The sequence below is a fragment of the Brevibacillus sp. MCWH genome, from assembly GCF_013096935.1.
Lineage (GTDB): Bacteria > Bacillota > Bacilli > Brevibacillales > Brevibacillaceae > Brevibacillus > Brevibacillus aydinogluensis.
Genome location: NZ_SDLF01000011.1, coordinates 1 through 20,479, shown reverse-complemented (window position 1 = coordinate 20,479; position 20,479 = coordinate 1). Strand labels below are relative to the sequence as shown.

At 60.5% G+C, this 20,479-nt stretch carries 12 protein-coding genes; 9 read left to right on the top strand and 3 right to left on the bottom strand.

Annotated elements, in window-relative coordinates; genetic code table 11:
- Positions 1-30 precede the first annotated feature (30 nt).
- The 7 genes from addB to ETC00_RS11580 all read left to right on the top strand — a co-directional run bounded on the left by addB (position 31) and on the right by ETC00_RS11580 (position 13,281).
- Positions 31-3,579, top strand: coding sequence for a helicase-exonuclease AddAB subunit AddB (gene addB / locus ETC00_RS11610; RefSeq protein ID WP_171566250.1), 3,549 nt, complete (start codon positions 31-33; stop codon positions 3,577-3,579).
- Positions 3,551-7,357 carry a helicase-exonuclease AddAB subunit AddA gene (gene addA / locus ETC00_RS11605; protein ID WP_171566249.1) on the top strand — a complete coding sequence of 1,269 codons (3,807 nt, stop codon included), beginning with the start codon at positions 3,551-3,553 and terminating at the stop codon, positions 7,355-7,357. Before addB ends, addA begins: the two co-directional genes overlap by 29 nt.
- Positions 7,358-7,737: 380 nt before the next feature.
- Positions 7,738-9,150 (top strand): branched-chain amino acid transporter BcaP, encoded by a 1,413-nt coding sequence (bcaP, locus tag ETC00_RS11600; RefSeq protein WP_171566248.1) that lies wholly within the window; start codon positions 7,738-7,740, stop codon positions 9,148-9,150.
- Positions 9,151-9,478: 328 nt separating this feature from the next.
- Positions 9,479-10,669 carry an HlyD family secretion protein gene (locus ETC00_RS11595; RefSeq protein ID WP_171566247.1) on the top strand — a complete coding sequence of 397 codons (1,191 nt, stop codon included), beginning with the start codon at positions 9,479-9,481 and terminating at the stop codon, positions 10,667-10,669.
- A complete protein-coding gene (locus tag ETC00_RS11590) occupies positions 10,666-11,433 on the top strand; it encodes an ABC transporter ATP-binding protein (protein WP_171566246.1) in 768 nt (255 codons plus the stop codon). Before ETC00_RS11595 ends, ETC00_RS11590 begins: the two co-directional genes overlap by 4 nt.
- Positions 11,430-12,569 (top strand): ABC transporter permease, encoded by a 1,140-nt coding sequence (locus tag ETC00_RS11585; RefSeq protein ID WP_171566245.1) that lies wholly within the window; start codon positions 11,430-11,432, stop codon positions 12,567-12,569. Before ETC00_RS11590 ends, ETC00_RS11585 begins: the two co-directional genes overlap by 4 nt.
- Before the next feature lie 43 nt (positions 12,570-12,612).
- Entirely contained in the window at positions 12,613-13,281 is a 669-nt protein-coding gene (locus ETC00_RS11580; RefSeq protein WP_171566244.1) for a TetR/AcrR family transcriptional regulator, read from the top strand.
- Between the two features lie 70 nt (positions 13,282-13,351).
- On the opposite strand, the gene ETC00_RS11575 is transcribed toward ETC00_RS11580, so the two are convergent.
- The 3 genes from ETC00_RS11575 to ETC00_RS11565 are packed head-to-tail and all read right to left on the bottom strand — an operon-like array spanning position 13,352 to position 17,228.
- Positions 13,352-14,788, bottom strand: a complete 1,437-nt coding sequence (locus tag ETC00_RS11575) for a sigma-54-dependent transcriptional regulator (protein ID WP_171566242.1) — start codon at positions 14,786-14,788, stop codon at positions 13,352-13,354.
- Positions 14,760-16,070, bottom strand: coding sequence for a sensor histidine kinase (locus ETC00_RS11570; protein WP_171566241.1), 1,311 nt, complete (start codon positions 16,068-16,070; stop codon positions 14,760-14,762). The genes ETC00_RS11575 and ETC00_RS11570 overlap by 29 nt, the downstream gene beginning before the upstream one ends.
- Positions 16,071-16,079: 9 nt before the next feature.
- The gene (locus ETC00_RS11565; RefSeq protein ID WP_171566239.1) at positions 16,080-17,228 is read right to left on the bottom strand and encodes an iron-containing alcohol dehydrogenase; all 1,149 of its coding nucleotides are present in this window, start codon (positions 17,226-17,228) and stop codon (positions 16,080-16,082) included.
- 226 nt (positions 17,229-17,454) lie between these two features.
- Here ETC00_RS11565 and adhP point away from each other — a divergent pair, with 226 nt between their 5' ends.
- Positions 17,455-18,468 carry an alcohol dehydrogenase AdhP gene (adhP, locus tag ETC00_RS11560; protein WP_171566237.1) on the top strand — a complete coding sequence of 338 codons (1,014 nt, stop codon included), beginning with the start codon at positions 17,455-17,457 and terminating at the stop codon, positions 18,466-18,468.
- Between the two features lie 589 nt (positions 18,469-19,057).
- Positions 19,058-19,957 carry a formyltetrahydrofolate deformylase gene (gene purU, locus ETC00_RS11555; protein WP_171566235.1) on the top strand — a complete coding sequence of 300 codons (900 nt, stop codon included), beginning with the start codon at positions 19,058-19,060 and terminating at the stop codon, positions 19,955-19,957.
- Positions 19,958-20,479 lie beyond the last annotated feature (522 nt).

Below are 20,479 nucleotides of genomic sequence, written 5' to 3'. Positions count from 1 at the left end.
TGCGAGGAATAGCGAAGAGGAGGGAAACGGATGGCGGTCCAATTTGTCCTGGGCCGGGCGGGAACCGGAAAGACGCGGACGATTCTGGAGCGGATCAGCCGGCGTTTGCAGGATGATCCGCTGGGCTCGCCGATCATCTTGCTGGTGCCTGAGCAGGCCAGTTTTCAGGCGGAGCAGACACTGGCCACCCTGTCCGGGCTGGGCGGCGTGATCGGCACGCAGGTTCTCAGCTTTGGCCGGTTGGCCCACCGCCTGCAGCAGGAACTGGGCGATCTGACGCTGATGCAGGTGGACGACCTGGGCAAGCACATGGTGCTGCGCCTGATGCTGGAACGGTACAAGGATCAGCTGCAGGTGTTTGGCCGTTCCGCCCTGCAGCCCGGTTTTGCGGCGCAGTTGGGACGGCTGATCAGCGAGTGCAAGTCGTACGGAGTAACCTTTGAACATACGGAAAATCTGGAGTGGGGGAGCGCTACACTCAACCAGAAGATACATGACCTGCGCCTGATCATGGGTGCGTACGAAGCCTACCTGGCTGACGGGTACTGCGACGCCGACGACATTCTCAACCGCGTGGCGGCAAAGGTGAGCGAATCGGCCTACATCCGCCAAGCGGAGGTGTATATTGACGGCTTCAGCGGGTTTACCAATCAGGAGCTGCGGCTGATCGAACAGATGATGATCCATGCCAAGCGGGTGACGATCGCTCTCTGTCTCGATCCGGCCGAGCGGGATGCGTCCCTGGATGAACTGGGCCTGTTTCATCCCACGCTGCGGACGTACCGGGCGCTGGAGACGATGGCGCGAGAAGCGGGTGTCGCCGTGGAGCAGCCCGTCCTGTTGACGGAACCTGTCCGCTTTGCTCACAGTCCGTGGCTCAAGCAGCTTGAAGCCCGCTACTTTGAATGGGGCGATCCGGAAGCGCCGCCCGCCCCTGCCCGCGCGGACGAAGTAGTGCTGCTCTCTGCCGCCAACCGGCGTGCCGAAGTGGAGGCGGTGGCACTGCAAATCCTCGCGCTGGCTCGGGACGAAGGATATCGTTGGCGGGACATGGCCATCCTGCTCCGGGAGATCGGGACGTATGCCGATGAGGTGGCCACCGTCTTTACCGATTACGGCATCCCGTTTTTCCTGGACCAGAAGCGGACTGTGATGCACCACCCGCTGGTGGAACTGGTCCGCTCCGCCTTGGAGGTAATCGCCGGGAAGTGGCGGTACGAGGCGGTATTTCGCTGTTTCAAGACCGACCTGATCAGTCCGGAGCCGCAAGCGGAAGAAGGGGCAGGCGCAGAAGCGGGGGCGGATGCAGAAAAAGCAGGGACGGACGCAGAAGAAGCAGTGCGGCGCCAGATTGACGTATTGGAAAATTACGTCTTGGCGCACGGTGTATACGGCTCCCACTGGGCACAGGAGGCCCCCTGGCGCTTCGGCGGACCGGCGGGGGCGGACGAAGACGCCGAGGCAGACGGCCTGCGGCGCCGTTACGCTGCACCGCTGCTGCGGTTTGAGGCGGAGCTGAAGCGGGCGGAAAAGGAGAACGTGCGGGAGATGACGGCTGCCCTGTATTGCTTTCTCACCGCGTTGGACGTTCCAGAGAAGCTGGAGAGTTGGCAGCGAACGGCGGAAGAGGCTGGTGATCTGGAGGAAGCCCAGGTGCACGGCCAGGTCTGGAACGGCCTGATGAACCTGCTGGACCAGGTGGTGGAGGTGATGGGCGACGAGCAGATGGAGATCGCCATGTATGCCCGCGTCCTCGACAGCGGCCTGGAAAGCATTGAGCTGGGGCTGGTGCCGCCTGCGCTGGATCAGGTGCTGGTCGGGTCGATGGAGCGATCCCGCCAGCCGGACGTCAAGGCGCTGTTTCTGCTCGGCGTCAACGAGGGCGTGATCCCGCTCAAGCCGAAGGAAGAAGGCATCCTGGACGAGGCGGAGCGGGAGCGGCTGGCCGAGCTGGGGGTGGAATTGGCGCCAAGCGCAAGACAGCGGCTGATGGCCGAGCCGTTCCTGCTGTATCAGGCGATGACGCGCCCCTCCCTGCGTCTGGCGCTGAGCTGCGCCCTGGCTGACGAGGAGGGCAAGGCGCTGCTGCCGTCATCTGTCTTTTCGCGCGTGAAAGAGGTGCTTCCCGAGGCGCCTCACCGCTTTTTCCACAACGAGCCGACCGGGGAGGCGGAGGCGGACGCCTTTTTGCTCGGCAACCCGCGCCGCCTGTTTCGCCATCTGCTGACGCTTTTGCGGGGGATGAAAAAGAGCGGCACCCTGCCTGTTTTTTGGTGGGAAGTATACGACTGGTTTATCCGCTGCTCGCCCGATGCAAAACGGGAAGGCTGGCTGCTTTCCGGCCTGCGTTACACCAACCGGGCGGCGCCGCTCGACGGTAAGACCAGCCGGGCGCTGTACGGCGAGCGGCTGAGAATGAGCGTCTCCCGCCTGGAGCGCTTCCAGTCCTGTCCGTTTTCCCACTTTTCCTCGCACGGCCTGCGCTTGGGCGAGCGGCGGCTGTACAAGCTGGAGCGGTTTGACGTGGGTGAGTTGTTCCACGCCTCGCTGAAGCGGGCCGTAGAAAAGATGAACGAAGAACACCTGGAGTGGGGACGGCTGACTGAGGCCGACAGCATGCAACTCGCCAGCGCGGTGGTGGACGAGCTGGTGCCGGCGACGCGGAGCAGCATCCTGACCCGGACGGCGCGGTACCGCTTCCTCTCCGGCAAACTGAAGCGTGCCGTGGGCCGGGCGATCTACGTGCTGGGAGAACACGCCAAGCGCAGCCGGTTTGCTCCGGTGGGACTGGAGGTGGCGTTCGGGCCGGGCGGTGACCTGCCGGGACTGGCGCTGAAGCTGGCAAACGGGGCGGAAATGCTGCTCGTCGGACGCATCGACCGCGTGGACCAGTCACTGGATGACGAAGTGCCGTATCTGCGTGTGATCGACTACAAATCCGGCCCCAAGCAGCTCCAGCTCTCCGACGTGTGGAACGGGCTCAATCTGCAGCTGCTGGTCTACCTGGACGTCGTGGTGTCCAACGCGGAGGCCTGGCTGGGGAAAAAGGCGGAACCGGCGGGGGTCTTTTACTACCAGGTGGCTGATCCGTTCGTCACTGCCAAGCGGCTGCTGACGCCCGACGAGGCTGCCCGGGAGCGGGCGAAAAAGCTGCGCATGAAGGGGCTGATGCTGGCCGACCCGGAACTTGCACGGATGATGGATGCTTACGTGGAGCAGGGGCCGTCGGAACTGCTGCCGTTTGAACTGAAAAAGGACGGCACCCTCTCGGCGCGTTCATCCGTTGCCACGCCGGAGCAGTTTCAGGCGCTGCAGCAGTACGTGCGGGAGACGGTGGAAGCGATTGGGCAGCGCATGGTCGACGGCGAGATCCAGATCGCCCCGTATGTGCAGGGGACCGTGTCCGCCTGCCAGTTTTGCGCGTACAAACCGGTCTGCCAGTTTGACGCGGAATCCGCCGGGGAAATGCGCCAACTCCCCAAATGGAACAACAAACAGGTGTGGAGCATGCTGGCCGGCCCACAGCAAACGGGTAAAGGAGGAAACGACGATGTCACAGCAGCAAGTGGCCAAGCCTGAGCAGTGGACGGAAGAGCAGTGGCGGGCGATTACGCGGCGCGGCCGCAACCTGCTGGTGGCGGCAGCAGCCGGTTCCGGGAAGACGTCGGTCCTGGTGGAACGGATCATCCGGCGAATCATGGATGAAAGCGATCCGGTCGGGGTGGACCAACTGCTGGTGGTCACCTTTACCAATGCGGCCGCCGCAGAGATGCGGCACCGCATCGGCGATGCCCTGCGCAAGGCGCTGAAGACACAGCCCCACTCCGCCCATCTGCGGTGGCAGTTGGCGCTGTTGCAGCGGGCGACGATCACCACGCTTCACTCCTTCTGTCTGTCGCTCCTGCGCCAGTATTACTACCTGGTGGAACTGGACCCGGATTTTCGCATCGCCGACCAGATGGAAGCCGAACTGCTGCGCCAGGACGTGCTGGACGAGCAGTTGGAGGAGTGGTACGAACGAGATGCAGAGTTTCAGGCGTTGGCCGACCTGATCCTTGACGGCCAGGATGACACGCCGCTGGCAGCGCTTATCGTCAGGCTGCATGAGTTTTCCCGCAGCCATCCCGAGCCCGAGCGCTGGCTGGACGAGGCGGCGGGAATGTTTGAAGCGGCTGATCCCGGCGGGTTGGACAGTTTGGCCTGGACCAAAAGCGTCCTCCAGTCGCTGGCGTTGGAGCTGAGGGCGTTGGAAGGAAAAATTCGGCGGGCAGCTGTCCTCGCCGCGTCCCCGGACGGCCCCCAGGCCTACATGCCGCTCCTGGAGGCCGAGGCGGATGCACTGGCCCGGGCTGCTGCCGCCTGCCGTCAGGGATGGGAAGCGGCGGAGTCGGCAGTGCGTGCCGTATCGTTTGGAAGGCTGCCTTCGGTGAAGGAGGCGGCCCCCGAGGTCAAAGAACAGGTGCAGGACCTGCGCAACGAGGTGAAAAAGGCGCTGGGCGAGCTTACGGAACAGTATTTTGCCATGTCAGCAGCGCAATATGTGGAAGATTTGCGCCAGCTCGCTCCGCACATGCGGACGCTCGCCCGGCTCGTCTGCGAGTTTGAAGCGGCATTTCAGCGGGAAAAGCGGGCCCGCTCGCTGGTCGATTTCAGCGACCTGGAGCATCTCGCGCTGCAGGTGCTGACGGAGCGGACGGAGGACGGCCAAACAATTCCTTCCGCCGTCTCCCGCCAACTGCGCGACCAGTTTGTCGAGGTGTTGGTGGACGAGTACCAGGATATCAATCTGGTGCAGGAGACGATTCTGCGGATGGTCTCCCGCGACGCCGAGACACACGGGGCGGCCAACCGATTTATGGTAGGCGACGTGAAGCAGAGCATTTACCGCTTCCGGCTGGCGGAGCCGAAGCTGTTTCTCGACAAGTACCTGACGTATGCGACGGAAGAGGACGAATCCGGATCAATCGGCGAATGTCCCGGCGAACGAATCGACCTGGCGGCCAACTTCCGCAGCCGGCGGGAGGTGGTGGACGCGGTCAACTTCCTGTTCCGGCAGATCATGTCGCCGGGAGTGGGAGAGATCGACTACGACCGTTCCGCCGAACTCATCTGCCGGGCCGCCTACCCGGAATCTGAACCGGAGCGGTTGCGGCCGGAGGTTCATCTGATCGATCGGGCCGCCCCCGAAGAGTCAGAGGATCAGGCTGAGGCCGAGGAGACCGGTCTGCCCCCTGCGGGAGAGGCGGCAGAAGAGGCCAGCACGGCCCAGTTGGAAGCAAGGCTGATTGCCAGGCGGATTCGCCGCTGGATGGAGCCGGGCGAGGGAGAGGCACCGCTGTTGGTCTACGATAAAAAAGAGGGCGGGCTGCGTCCTCTGGCCTACCGGGACATCGTGATCCTGCTGCGGGCTGTCTCCGGCTGGGGCGAGGCGATGATGGAAGAGCTGCGGGCCGCCGGCATTCCCGTCTACGCGGAGCAGAGCGAGGGGTACTTTGACGCGACCGAGGTGGAAGTGATGCTCTCGCTGCTGCGCGTGATCGACAACCCGCTGCAGGATATTCCGCTTGCCGCCGTGCTCCGCTCTCCGCTCGTCGGTCTGCGCGAAGAGCAGCTGGCTCACATCCGCATCAGCTATCCGGCGGGGCCGTTTTATCAGGCGGTGCACCGCTATGTGGAAGAACAGCCGGCTACATGCGAGTGGGAAGAAAAACTGCACCGCTTTTTCCGCAGCCTGAAGCGGTGGCGGACCCAGGCGCGGCGGGAACCGCTGGCCGAACTGATCGCCGCGCTCTACAGGGAGACCGGCTATCTGGACTACGTCGCCGCCCTGGAAAACGGACAGCAGCGGCAGGCCAACCTGCGCGCGCTGTACGACCGCGCCCGGCAGTACGAAGCGGGCTCGTATCGGGGACTGTTCCGCTTTCTTCGCTTTGTCGACAGACTGCGGGAGGCGGGCAGCGACATGGGCGAAGCCCGAACGATCGGGGAGAGCGAAGACGTCGTGAGGATCATGACGATTCACAAGAGCAAGGGGCTGGAGTTTCCCGTTGTCTTTGTCGCCGGGATGGGCAAAATGTTTAACACCATGGATGTAAAAAGTTCGTTTCTCCTGCACAAGGATCTCGGATTTGGACCGATGGCGGTGGAGCCGCAACTGCAGGTCCGCTATCCCAGTCTGGCGGCACTGGGCATCCGGCAGCAGATGCGGCGGGAGATGCTGGCCGAAGAGATGCGGGTGCTGTACGTCGCCCTGACGCGGGCGCGGGAAAAGCTGGTGCTGGTGGGCACGGCCAAGGATCTGGGGAAAAGCGTAACCGCCTGGGGACGACAGGGGGATGGCGAACGGCTGCATGACGAAGACTTGATTCAGGCCAAGGGCTACCTGGATTGGGTGGGCCGCGCGCTGCTCAGACATCCTCAGGCTGCGCCGCTCAGGGACTACCCGCGTGAACGCGGCGGTGAGCCGGTGTCGGTCCGCACGGTGCCGGACGATTCCAGCTGGTCGTTTCATTTTTATCTGGCGGATCGGCTGCAGGCGGAGTCGGACGCTCAGGCGGAGGGACATTCTGTCTGGGAGCGGCTGACCCGACGCGAACCGATTCCCGAGCGTCCGGCCGACGACACGCTGCGCACGCTGATCGAACGCCGACTGGGCTGGAGCGATCCCCATTCGTCCGCATCCCGGTTGGCCGCCAAGTGGACGGTCAGCGAACTGAAGCAGCGAGCCAAAACGGGCAGTGGTTTTCCCTATCTGCTGCCGTCGATTGCGGAGAAACCGCGCTTTCTCGCCGAAGACGCACGCCATCGCCTGACCAGCGCCGAACTGGGGACGCTAACTCACCTGGTCCTGCAGCAGCTTGACCTGCGCCGACCACTTGATGAGCCGGACATCCGGCAGCAGATCGATTCGCTGGTGCTGCGCCGCTTTTTGACCGAGGAGCAGGCGGAGGCAGTAAACGCACGCGACCTTGCCCGCTTTTTTGCTTCTCCGTTGGGAACGCGAATGAAACAGGCAGCCAAGGTCTATCGTGAACTGCCTTTTACGATGGCGCTGCCTGCCAATGAGGTAGATCCGGAGATCGGGGACGACGAGCACGTCATCGTCCAAGGCGTGATCGACTGTCTGCTGGAGGAGGAGAACGGCAGACTGGTCCTGATCGATTTCAAGACGGACCGGATCGCGGCAGAGCCGTCGCCTGCGGTTATCGCCGAGATGAAACGGCGGTACGAAGCGCAAATCCGTCTCTACGTCCGCGCCGTAGAACAGATTCTCAAGACGCGCAAGGTAGCGGAGAGTTATCTGTATCTGCTGGCGGGCGGGGTTGAGGTGCTTGTCGAACCCGACAGCCGACATTAAGCCGACATTAAGCCGACATCAATAGAATCACCATCCGGTTTCCAATAGGAAGCCGGATGTATTTTTTTACCTAGAAACCATTACCTGTATATGTGCAAAGCATTGTCGGCACGCTACAAATAGGGATCCCGGAACGTTTCTCCAGAAAGACGCATCTTGCAACGGCCTGATTCGGAAGGGACTAACTGTCTGTCGGCGGCCGTTTTTGTTTATAGCAAAAAAATCTTTTAACGATAACAAAAATATAATTCTGATTTTAATATTGTTCTGATAAATATGACAATGTATAATGAGAGGCGTTTCCGGTGCGGACACCGGTTTTTAGGCGGCAGGCACATCTTATGTAAATGAGAACACAATCATCGGGGGTTATACGGAAAATGGACATTAGTCAATTCTTACGCAAAAAATCGATCTCCCAGATGCTGGAGCAGACGGAAAGCAAGCACGGCTCGCTGCGCAAAACACTGGGAGCATTTGATCTCACCATGCTGGGCATCGGGGCCATTATCGGCACCGGGGTCTTTGTACTGACAGGTGTGGCCGCCGCGAAATACGCTGGTCCCGCGTTGGTGCTTTCCTTTGTCCTGGCGGGGCTGGCCTGTGTGTTTGCCGCGCTTTGTTACGCTGAGTTTGCCTCTACCGTACCCGTTTCCGGAAGCGCATACACGTACAGCTATGCCGCTTTTGGCGAACTGGTCGCGTGGATTCTCGGTTGGGATTTGATCCTGGAGTACGGCGTAGCGTCCGCCGCCGTCGCGAGCGGTTGGTCCGGATACGCACAGGGGCTGTTGGCCGGATTCGACATATATCTGCCCACTGCACTGACCAGCGCGTACGACCCGGCCAAGGGGACGATCATCGACCTGCCCGCCGTCCTGATCACCGGCGTTATCACCGCCCTGCTCATGATGGGCACACGCGAATCAGCGAGATTTAACAACCTGATGGTGTTTATCAAAGTGGCCGTCATCCTGCTGTTTTTGGTTGTGGGGGTCGGCTACGTGAAGCCGGACAATTGGTCGCCCTTCATGCCGTTCGGCTTCGCGGGAGTGGCCACGGGAGCGGCGACGGTCTTCTTTGCCTTCATCGGCTTTGACGCCGTCTCGACCGCAGCAGAGGAAGTGCGGAATCCTCAACGCAACATGCCGATTGGCATCATCGCCTCCCTGCTGATCTGTACGTTTCTGTACATTGCGGTCTCACTTGTGCTGACCGGGATCGTGCCGTTCGATCAGCTGAACGTGAAAAACCCGGTTGCCTTTGCGATGCAGTTTGTGCAGCAGGATTGGGTGGCCGGATTCATCTCCTTGGGCGCGATCACGGGCATTACCACTGTGCTGCTGGTGATGATGTACGGGCAAACCCGGCTGTTTTTTGCGATGAGCCGCGACGGACTGCTGCCTGGTGTCTTTTCCCGCGTCAATGAAAAGCGGCAGGTTCCCCGTCAAAGCACGATGATCGTGGGCGCCCTCGTCGCCCTGTTCAGCGGTCTTTTGCCGCTGCACAAGCTGGCCGAACTGACCAACATCGGTACGCTGTTTGCCTTTATCGTCGTCTCTGCAGGTGTGATGGTGCTGCGCAAGACCAATCCCGGCCTGCGGCGAGCGTTCCGCGTGCCGATGGTGCCGCTGGTGCCCATCCTGGCGATTCTGTTTTGCGGATATTTGATTTACAGTCTGCCTTCCAGCACCAAGATCGGATTTTTGCTCTGGCTGGTTGTCGGAGCCGTCGTCTACCTGGCGTACGGCAGACGTCACAGCAAGCTGGCCCGAGATACAAGCGAGGGGTAATACGGGAACAAACGGAGACGAGCAGGCATGCTGAAGCGGGCAGCCTGCTCGTTTTCTTGCGCGTTCGGGGGTGGCAATCGTGGGGACGGGCGGACCGCCCCGGCATGCTGGCAAATATTTGCCCCGGCCAGGGTTTTTTTTACAAGCGTCTTTACATGGAGGCGGGAGCATACATATAATGTACATAACACAAAAGTGAGTAATCACTCACTATAATCATCATCACTGGTATCGTCAAAATGGACTACGCTTGCATCAGGCACCAGAAAGTTTTTTTGACAGCAAAATGAGTGAGTGCTCACATCAACAAATTGGTCGAGGTGGTCTTATGTATCGTCGTTTTCTGTTGTTCTGTCTGGCCGGCTCGCTCGCGGCGCTGCCGGGGTGCACATGGTTTCAGCCGCGCGAATGGCCGCTCTCCGGCACGATTGAAGCGGTGGAACTGCCTGTTGTCGCCGAAGTGGGGGGACTGCTGACGGCCGTCAAGGTGGACGACGGCGCCGTCGTGAAAAAGGGACAGGTGCTGGCGGAGATCGACAAGCGCAGCTATCAGGCGAGCGTGCGCGAAGCGGAGGCGGTGCTGGCCCAGGCCCAGGCACGGCTGGAAGAAGCCCAGGCGGGCAGCCGCGACTCGACCATCCGCCGAGGTATCGCCGCCGTAGACCAGGCGGACGCCGCCATCCGGCTGGCAGAGGCGCGTCAAAAACAGGCAGAAGCCGGGCTGAACCGGGCCAAAGAACTGGTGGACCAGGTCGCCTCGCAGCTGGAAGGGGCAAAGCAGACGCTCGCCTACCAGGAGAACCGCTTGCGGGAAGCGGCCCGGTTGTACGAGCGGGGAGCGATTGCGAAACAGGAGTACGAAGCGAAGCAGGAGGCGGTCAATCAGGCCCGGACACAGGTAAACCAGTTGGCCGCTCAACTGGAGGCGGCCCGCTCCCAGTACGCTGCCGCCCGGGAAGACGTCGCCGCCGCTGTCGCCCAGACCGGCACGGCGCAGGCGCAGCGGGCGGGTGCGCAGGCCGAGCTTGACCAATTGAAAGAGGGGAGCACCGATTACGCGATTCGCGCCCTGCTGGCGGCCAGGGATCAGGCCCAGGCGCGTCTGGAGCAGGCCCGGCTGCAGTTGGAGAAGGCGGTGATCACCGCGCCGGAGGACGGTGTCGTGCTGCGTTCCTCCGTGACCCAAGGGGAAGTGGCAAAACCGGGAGCGACGCTGTTTACGATGAGGAAGGGCGATCATCTGGAGCTGAAGGTGTACATCCCGGAAGCGGAGCTGGGCCGCGTGCGTCCGGGCGAGACGGTGGGCATACAGGTGGACGCGTATCCGGGCGAGACGTTTCGCGGCGTGATCAGCGCAGTCGCCGACAAGGCGGAGTTTACCCCGAAAAACGTGCAGACCCCGGATGAGCGGACCAAGCTGGTGTTTGCCGTGACGATCCGCATCAGCGAAGGGCTCGACAAGCTGAAACCGGGCATGCCCGCCGATGTGCTGCTGCCCGGCAAGGAGGACGCGCAATGAACTACGCCATCCAATGCGAGCAGTTGACCAAGCGCTTTCAGGATCGCGTCGCCGTCAACAGCCTGACGCTGTCCGTTCCCACCGGCTCCATCTACGGCTTTCTCGGCCCCAACGGCTCGGGCAAATCGACCACGATCCGGATGCTCTGCGGCCTGATAAACCCCACGTCCGGACGGGGAACGGTGCTCGGCTATGACGTGATGACGCAGAGCGAGGAGATCAAGCAGCGCATCGGCTACATGTCGCAAAAGTTCAGCCTGTACGAAGATCTCACGGTGGAGGAGAACCTCGACTTCTACGCCGGAGTGTACCGTCTGGGCAGAGAGGAGCGCAGGCGGCGCAAAGCAGAGCTGATTGAAATGGCCGGGCTGACCGGGCGGGAGCGGCAGTTGGCCGGCTCCCTCTCCGGAGGCTGGAAGCAGCGGCTGGCCCTGTCCTGCGCCCTGCTGCACCAGCCGGAGCTGCTGATTCTGGACGAACCGACCGCGGGCGTCGATCCGGTCTCCCGCCGCATCTTCTGGGAGGTGATCCACGACCTGGCGAAGCAGGGGATGACCGTGCTGGTCACCACCCACTACATGGACGAAGCGCAGACCTGCGACTGGATCGGCTTCATTTTCTTCGGCAACCTGCTGGCCCAGGGAACCCCGCAGGAGCTGATCGAGCGAATGGGCGCAAACAACCTGGAGGACGTCTTTGTCACCCTGGTCAAGGAGGAGGAAGCCCGGCAGGCAGCCGCGGGCAGAGGGGAGGAACGCCGATGAAGCGGTTTTCCTGGGCGCGGTACTGGTCGGTGGTGAAAAAGGAAGTGATCCAGATCAGGCGGGATCGGCCCAGCCTTGCCATCGCGCTGGCGATGCCGCTGATGATGCTGTTTTTGTTCGGCTACGCCGTCAATACGGACGTCAACGACATCAAGACGGTCGTGTGGGATCAAAGCGCCTCGCCCTACAGCCGGGAACTGGCGGCCAACCTGGAAAACACGCGGGTGTTTCAGGTGGTCGCCCACGTCGGCGGGTATGCGCAGATCGAAGCGATGCTGGACGACGGCAGCGCGGACGTGGCCTTGGTCATCCCGCCCGACTACGCCCGCAAGCGCGACCGCGGCGAACCGGCAGCGGTGCAGATGCTGATCGACGGCTCCGATCCCAACATCGCCCGGACTGCCTTGTCCAACGCGCAGCTGATCGTGCAGAACCGGGCCGTCACCCTGGTGCAGGAGCGGATGGAAAAAGAGGGGATGGGCCGCTTCGAACCAAGCATCGAACTGGACGCGCGCGTGCTGTTCAATCCCAACATGGAGAGCATCGTGTTCAACATTCCCGGCCTGATCGGCCTGATCATGCAGAACGTGACGATGATCCTGACCGCATTTTCGCTGGTGCGGGAAAAAGAGCGGGGAACGATGGAGCAGCTGATCGTCACCCCGATCCGGCCGCTGGAGCTTTTGCTCGGCAAAATCACGCCCTACGTCTGCATCGGCTTCTTCTCGTTTTGCCTCGTCCTGCTCTTGGGAAGCTGGTGGTTCGGCGTTCCGGTGAAAGGCAGCGTGCCGCTTCTGATCGCCTTGTCGGTGCTGTTTTTGGTCACCACGCTGACGCTCGGCATTTTCATCTCCACGGTGTCCCGTACCCAACTGCAGGCGATGCAGATCGCGTTTGCCTTCATTCTGCCCAGCGTGCTGCTGTCCGGGTTCATGTTCCCGCGCGAAACGATGCCGCTCGTGATACAATGGTTAGGCGGGATTGTCCCCTTGACTTATTTTTTGGAAATTCTCAGGGGTATCTTTTTAAAAGGGGTAGACCTGTCCGCCCTGTGGCAGGACACGTTGGGAATGGCAGTGTTTTTCCTGCTGATCCTGACGGTCGCCATGCTGCGGTTCCGCAAGAAGATCGAGTGACACGGCGCATGTGAAGCTCGGATGGAGGAGCGTTTGCAAGGATATGAGCCGATCGTTTGAAGAAAGCCTGATGCAGTTTGTCGAGGAATTGAAAGACGAGAGCGAAATGACGGAGAAGCAGCGCCGCATCCTGCAGGCGTCGCTCAAGCTGTTTGCCGCCAAAGGGTTTCATGCCAGCTCGACAGCTGAAATCGCCAAAGAGGCGGGAGTGGCGGAGGGCACCATCTTCCGCCACTACAAGTCCAAAAAAGACCTGTTGCTGGCCCTGGTGGCCCCTGTGCTGGTCAAGTTTGCCGCCCCGTTCATTTTGAAGGACGTGCGCGTCATTTTTCAGGAGCAGGCGAAAAAGCCGCTGGCCGAGGTGCTCACCGAGCTGTACCGGAACCGGCTGGAATTGATTGGGGCCAATGAAAAGCACGTCCGGATTCTCCTGCAGGAGGCGTTTTTCCACGAGGAAATCCGCGAAGCGATGCTATCGACGGTCTTTCAGGAGATGAAGCGGCTGGCGGCGAAACTGATCGAGGAGCGCAAGGAAGCAGGCGAACTGCGCCCACTGCCGACGGAGGCGGTGTTTCGCATGATGCTCTCTTCGCTGCTTGGGATGATCCTGTTCAAGCACGTGACGGAGCCGGAGGAATACGCCAAGCGCTCCGAAGAGGAACAGATCGCCCTCACCGTGGACATGCTCCTGTACGGTATCGCCAACCGCTAGACGGTTCGCCACGCGGGAAGACGACTCCAGGAAAAAGGCCGCACGTTGCGGGAGGCGGTGAAGCGCAGCGCTAGTCTTTTTCGTTCAGGATGTAGCGCAGCGTTCGTTTGGAGATGCCCAGCTTTTTGCTTAACAGCTCCCGGTCTCCGCTGGTTTCGGCCAGCCCTTTGGCAATCACCTGGCGGCCTATCTCCGTCTCCAGCCTCCTGATTCTGCCCAGCAGTTGGACAAAGTCAATCTCGTCCACCGAACCGATTTGCCCGATGACATTCTGTACAAACCGGACCGCTTCCTGTTCGATCGCATGGTGAACAGCAGGCGGTCCGGCTGTTTTGTCCCGGGGGGTGCCCGCACCGCTCACGATCGGCTGCGGCAGGTGTTCCGGCTTCAAGACGGCGCAGTCGTGGATGGCGACCGCCTGGTTGACCACGTTGATGAGCTGGCGGACGTTGCCCGGCCATTCATAGTGCTGCAGCAGCGTCATCGCTTCCGGATCGACCCGGCAGGCGCCGCCAAACTTCTTTTCCAGGAAGGTGTGCACAATGGCCGGGATGTCGTTTGGCCTCTCGCGCAAGGGGGGAATGGTCAGCTTTACTCCTTCCAGGCGGTACAGCAGGTCGGCGCGAAACCGGGACGATTCCGCCTCCTGTTCCAGATTCCGGTTGGTGGCAGCGATAAACCGGACGTTGCACTTCAGCGTCTGCTCGCCGCCCACCCGCATGTACTCGCCTGTCTCGATGACCCGCAGCAGCTTCACCTGGATGAGCGGGGGGGCTTCTCCGATCTCGTCGAGAAACAGCGTCCCGTTATTGGCCAGTTCGAAGATGCCTTTGCGCTCTTTGACCGCACCGGTGAACGCTCCCTTTTCATGGCCGAACAGTTCACTTTCCAGCAGGGACTCCGGGATTGCGCCGCAGTTGATCCCGACGAAGGGATGCTGCGAACGGGCGCTGACTCCGTGCAGAAAGCGGGCCATCAGTTCCTTGCCGGTGCCCGTTTCGCCTTCGATCAGCACGTTGATCGCCTTTTTGGCCAGCTTGTCCGCGACGGACAGGACTTTTGCCATCGGGCTGCCGGCCGTGTAGATGATGCCGAAGCGGGCAGCCGTCTCGGCCAGTTCATCGGAGAGGCCGCCGGGCTTGTCCCAGACGGAGAAGATCACCTGTTCCAGACTGTCCAGATCGTCAAACGGCTTTTCCAGATAGTCTCGCGCTCCCGATTGGATGGCGGTCACCGCCGACTTGATCGTGCTGTAGCCGGTCATGATGATGACCTCGCAGGCGGGCTGTCGCGCCTTGATGGCGGAGAGCAGCTCCAGTCCGTTGGCATCGGGCAGCTTCAAATCAATCAGCGCCAGGTGAAACGGGAAATCGCCGGCCAAAAGCTGCCGGACCGCTTTTCCCGAGTGGGCGACCGTCACGTCGCACTGCTTGGCTTTGAGAAAATAAGAGAAAAAGGACGTAACCTCCACTTCGTCGTCAACGACTAGCACCTGTTTCGGATTCATCAGCACTCTCCTCATCTGTGTAAATGGGCAGCAAGAGCGTAAACGTACTGTACTCCCCTCGCACGCTCTCGGCGGTCAGCGTTCCGCCGTGCGACTCGGCAATCCCCAGACTGACGGACAGACCCAGTCCGGTTCCCTTTGTTTGTTCCTTGGTCGTAAAGAAAGGATGGAAGATCTGCGGCAAATGCTCTGCGTCAATGCCTGCGCCGTTGTCGCGAACGGACATGCCGACGTAGACGCCGTCGTCCGTTTCCTGGCGAAAGGTTGTGATGACAATCTCGGGGCTGGATGCGCCGTGCAGCGCGTCGCGGGCGTTCAACAGCAAATTGATGATGATCTGCTCGATCTGGTGCCGGCTTCCCCAGACAGCCAGCGGCTCGTCCGCCAGCCGCTTCGTGATGCAAATGCCGGACACGGTAAGCTGGTAGCCGATCAGGCCGAGCACGACTTCGACCAGGTCGTTGATGAACAGACGCTCAAACTGGTACTCCTCCTGCCGGGAAAAGGTCAGCAGGTTTTGAATGATCTTCTTGCAGCGGACGCTGCACTGAAACACGTCCTGCAGCATTTGCCGCTGCGGCTCGGTGTGCGTCTCCCTCAGCAGTAGCTGGACGTTCCCCAAAATGGCGGTAAGCGGACTGTTCAGTTCGTGCGCCACTCCGGCGGCCATTTCGCCGATGGCGGCCAGCTTGGCTGATTGGATCAGCCGGGCTTCGATCTGCACTTTCTCACTGACGTCTTTAAACAGGAGGATGTTTTCCACGGACACCCCGACGTGTTCGGCAATTTGCTGAAAGAGGAGGAGATGCTCTCCGTCGTCTTGCGGCTGTTGCTGATGAAGCAGGGTGATAAAGCCAAACGGTTTGTTCAGCCGGCTTTGCAGCGCGACGGAGGTGAAGCGGCAGCCGGGGTGTTCGGTCTGAAACAGGCGGTCCAGCGCGCTCGTGGAGACGGACTCTCCCCGTTTCAATGATTGGGTCAGGGTGCGAACCCGCCAATCCGCCCCGTTTCGCTTTGCAACATAGGCGGAGAGGGACGTTCCCTCCACCAGCGTGAGCGCGAACAGGTCAAACGGGATCAGCCGGGACAACTGCTCCGCCAGATAGGCGCTGACTTCGCTCCAGTCCGCATCAATCTTGATTTTCGTCAAGCAGTTGATGACTTCCAGCTGACGGTTCTTTTTCTTCATTTCGTCCACGACAAGGTTCAGTTCGCGGTAGTAGCTTTTGCGCGAGGATTGGATGCCGGTCAATTTCTCCAGGATTTCTTGTTTGTGATGCATGGCGTCCTCCTACAATGCATTGCAAAACAGCATGTGCACGTCTTCTTCCGTCATGTCGCGGGGGTTGGTGGCCATACAGACGTCGCGGACGGCGTTGCGGCTCAACACCGGGATGTGCTCCGGCTGCAGCCCCAGCGTGGACAGATGGTCGGGGATGCCGAGATCGCTCGCCAGTTCCTTGACCGCTTTCATCGCCAGGCGGGAAGCGTCGGACAGGCTTAATCCGGAGACGTTTTCGCCCAGGGCTTCCGCCATCTTTTTGTACTTTTCCGGAGCGGCGAGGAAGTTGTACTCCAGCACGTAGGGCAGCAGCACGGCGTTGACCTCCCCATGCGGCAGGTCCAGCAGCCCGCCCAACTGGTGGGACATCGCGTGGACGGCTCCCAGGATCGCGTTGGAAAAGGCAAGTCCCGCCTGCAGACTGGCCATCGCCATGCCCTGCTTTGCCTCGGCATTGTACCGGCTGGCTGCCGACGGGCGCAGGTGCTGGGCGATCAGCCGCATCGCCTGCAGCGAGAGGACTTCCGTCAGCGGCGTGGCGGCCAGCGAGACGTACGACTCGATCGCGTGCGTCAGCGCGTCCATTCCCGTGTTGGCCGTCAGCTGCTTGTCCTTGGTCATCAGTGTCTGCGGGTCGATAATGGCGATGTCGGGGATCAGTGATTTGGAGATGATCGTCATCTTGACCTTGCGCTTGGAATCAACGATGATCGAAAATTGCGACACTTCCGAGCCGGAACCGGCCGTCGTCGGCACCATGACCATGGGCGGCAGGGGACGCGTGATTTTGTCTACACCTTCGTATTCAAGGATGCTGCCGCCGTTCGACGCGAGCAGGGCAATCGCCTTGGCTGCGTCCATGGCGCTTCCGCCGCCGATGCCGACAATCGCGTTGCACCCGTGGCGAAGGTATTCGGCTACGCCGGCGTGCACCTCTTCGTCTTTCGGGTTGGAGGTGAGGTTCGTCCAGAGGTGCCACTCCAGTCTGCTCTGCTTCAGGTAGCGGATCGCCTGCTCTGCCCATCCGGCGTTTACCACGCCCGGGTCGCTGACGAGAAACACGTTTTTTGCCCCCAGCCGAATCAGACTTTCGCCGACTTGGCTGATCGACTGGTTGCCAAAGATAATTTCCGGCGTCATGAATTTGGAGATTTGCATGGGAACACCTCCTGTCAGGTTCTATTGTAAACAGGGGCGGCTCGCTTCCCAAGGACAAAATTACGGCCCGCGGGCCGATTTTTTGGCAGATGGCCGAAAAATTGTCCCGACAGCATTGTAATAGGTTGAATGATCCTAATATTTGTTCATTTTTTGAGCTTGGTATGCTTTTTGCTGAAATGGAGCGGTACAAGCACGTAATTCATGTTTCAAAGGAGGAGAACAGATGAAAGCAGCAGTTGTCAATCACTTTCGCGAAAAGCTGGAGGTAAAGGATGTGCCGATCCCCGAGATCGGGTTTGGCGAGGTGCTGGTTCGGATCAAGGCGTGCGGGGTCTGCCACACCGACTTGCATGCGGCGCACGGAGACTGGCCGGTCAAACCGAAGCTGCCGCTGATCCCCGGACACGAAGGCGTCGGGGTCGTGGAGAAGGTAGGCGAAGGGGTAACCTCGTTGAAGCCGGGAGACCGCGTCGGGATTCCCTGGCTGTATTCTGCGTGCGGTGAGTGCGAGTACTGTCTGACGGGATGGGAGACGTTGTGCAAGAAACAGCTGAACGGCGGGTACTCCGTTGACGGCGGTTATGCGGAATACTGCAAGGCGCCTGCCGCGTATGTGGCTCGCATCCCTGACGGCCTGAGCGATGTGGAGGCCGCCCCGATTCTGTGCGCCGGCGTGACGACGTACAAGGCGCTGAAAGTGGCCGACATCAAGCCGGGGGAATGGGTGGCCATCTACGGCATCGGCGGATTGGGCCATCTGGCGCTCCAGTATGCCAAAGCGATGGGGTACAACGTGGCGGCAGTCGACATCAACGATGAAAAGCTGACCTTGGCCAAAGAACTGGGGGCCGACCTGACAGTCAACGGGGCCAAGACAGATCCGGTCGCGGAGATTACCGAAAAAATCGGCGGGGCGCACGCCGCGATCAGCGTTGCTGTCACGCGCAAGGCGTTTGAACAGGCGTACCGTTCGGTGCGGCGCGGCGGATCGCTGGTCGTGGTCGGACTGCCCAACGACGAGCTGCCTGTCCCGATTTTTGACACCGTGCTGAACGGCGTTTCTGTGAAAGGTTCCATTGTCGGGACCCGCAAGGACATGCAGGAGGCGCTAGACTTCGCTGCGCGCGGTAAAGTAAAGGCGATCATTGAGACGCAGCCGCTGGAAAAGATCAACGAAGTATTTGAACGGATGGAAAAGGGACAGATCAACGGCCGTGTCGTGCTGACCCTGGAATAATCAGCTCGTCTCGGGCAAAATGGCACCGCGCGCCGGAGCTCTATAAGCTTTGCAGCACCGCTTTCTGAAAGCGGTTCCAGACTGAAGACAAACGGTTCCTTGAGTAAACGCCCACAAGAAATGATTTCCAGACCGAAAGGCCTGCCTATTCATCAACCGAAGCGAAAAGACAATGTGCATCGCAAGGCGGGATGGGCCAAGCGAGCTCCTTTGACGACCGACTCAGCGGAAAAACGAAGACGCGGGAATCAACAGGGGACACAAGTCTCACTTCATCGAAACACCCAGATGTTTGTCCCCTGCCCGCGTCTCGTTTTGGAGCGGACTTCATCCGCTTCTGTGCTGGGCGTCAAACGAGCGAGCGGGCCCGCTCTCCCATGCGCCGCGGACTTTGTCTACACGCTGAGCACCGCTTTCTGAAATCGGTTCATACCCGGATTGGGGAAACACAGATTGATCGGGCAAATAAACTTGATTGCATGGCTGTCCTCCTCTGACGAAAAGATAGGGATGGAAACGACAAAAATGGATGATATGATGATATCATGACTAGATCATCCTGACGTTCATTATTGGAGGAGAGAGATCCATGCTTCGTTTGTCAGAGAGAGAATGGCAGGCGTACCGGCAGAAAAACAAGGACCGGGCGCGCATGCTGATTTCATGTCCGGACCGGGCCGGGATTGTGGCGGCCGTGTCCACCTTCCTGTTTGAACAGGGGGCCAACATCGTTCAGTCCGACCAGTACACGACCGATCCGGAAACGGGCCGCTTTTTCATGCGGATTGAATTTGACGTGGTCAATCTGGAGGAGCGCTGCGAGGCGATCAAGCAGGCGTTCCGGCCGGTGGCGGAGAGCTACGGCATGGATTGGTCGCTGGTGGAGGCGAAGAAGCGGAAGCGCATGGCCATCTTCGTCTCCAAAGAGGACCACTGCCTGTTGGAGCTGTTGTGGCTCTGGAAGTCGGGCGCTCTGCACGCCGACATCGAGGTCGTGGTGAGCAACCACCCCGACATGCGGGAGACCGTGGAGTCGTTCGGGATTCCGTACCGCCATATCCCGGTGACGAAGGAGCGCAAGGCGGAGGCGGAAGAGGAGCAGTTGGCCGCGCTGGGCAGCGGCGTGGACGTAATCGTCCTGGCCCGCTACATGCAGATTCTGTCGCCCCGCTTTTTGCAGGAGTATCCGATGCGGATTATCAACATCCACCACTCGTTCCTGCCTGCCTTCATCGGGGCCAAGCCGTACGAGCAGGCTTACCGCCGCGGCGTCAAACTGATCGGCGCCACCGCCCACTACGTCACCGAGGAGCTGGACGCCGGCCCGATCATCGAGCAGGATGTGCTGCGGGTGACGCACGAGCAGGACGTGGAGGCGCTGAAACAGTTGGGCCGCCAGGTGGAGCGGACCGTGCTGGCGCGCGCTGTCGGCTGGCATCTGGAGGACCGGGTGCTGGTCTACGGCAACAAGACAATCGTGTTTCCGTAAAAGTGGAGCCCTTCCTAAATGGAAGGGCTCTCAGACTGAAGACAAACTGTATTTTTATCATTGAGGTTCCGTAAAGAAACGATTTTCTATCGTTACCAGGCCGAAAGGCCTGCACATTAATCAACCGAAGGTGGAGAAAAGTACATGGCATGGAGTGATGGGCCAAGCGAGCTCCTTTGACGACCTGCCCAGCGGAAAAACAAAAGACGCGGGGAAAACAGGGGGCACAAGTCTCACTTCCTCGAACTACCCAGATGTTTGCCCCCTGCCCGCGTCGCGTTTTGAAGCGGACACTGCCACCTGCTTTGCTGGTCGTCAAGCGAGCGAGCGGGCCCGATTACCCATGCGCCACGGACTTTGTATACACGCTGAGAGCCCTTCCTAAATGGAAGGGCTCAGCGTGTAGACAAAGTACCGAAGGTACAAGGTCTACACGCTTTTTTGTCGAATAAACAAGACATTCAACACTTTGTAGAGGTGAAAGCATGCTGAACAAGCAACAGGCCGAAGGCCGTTATCAGA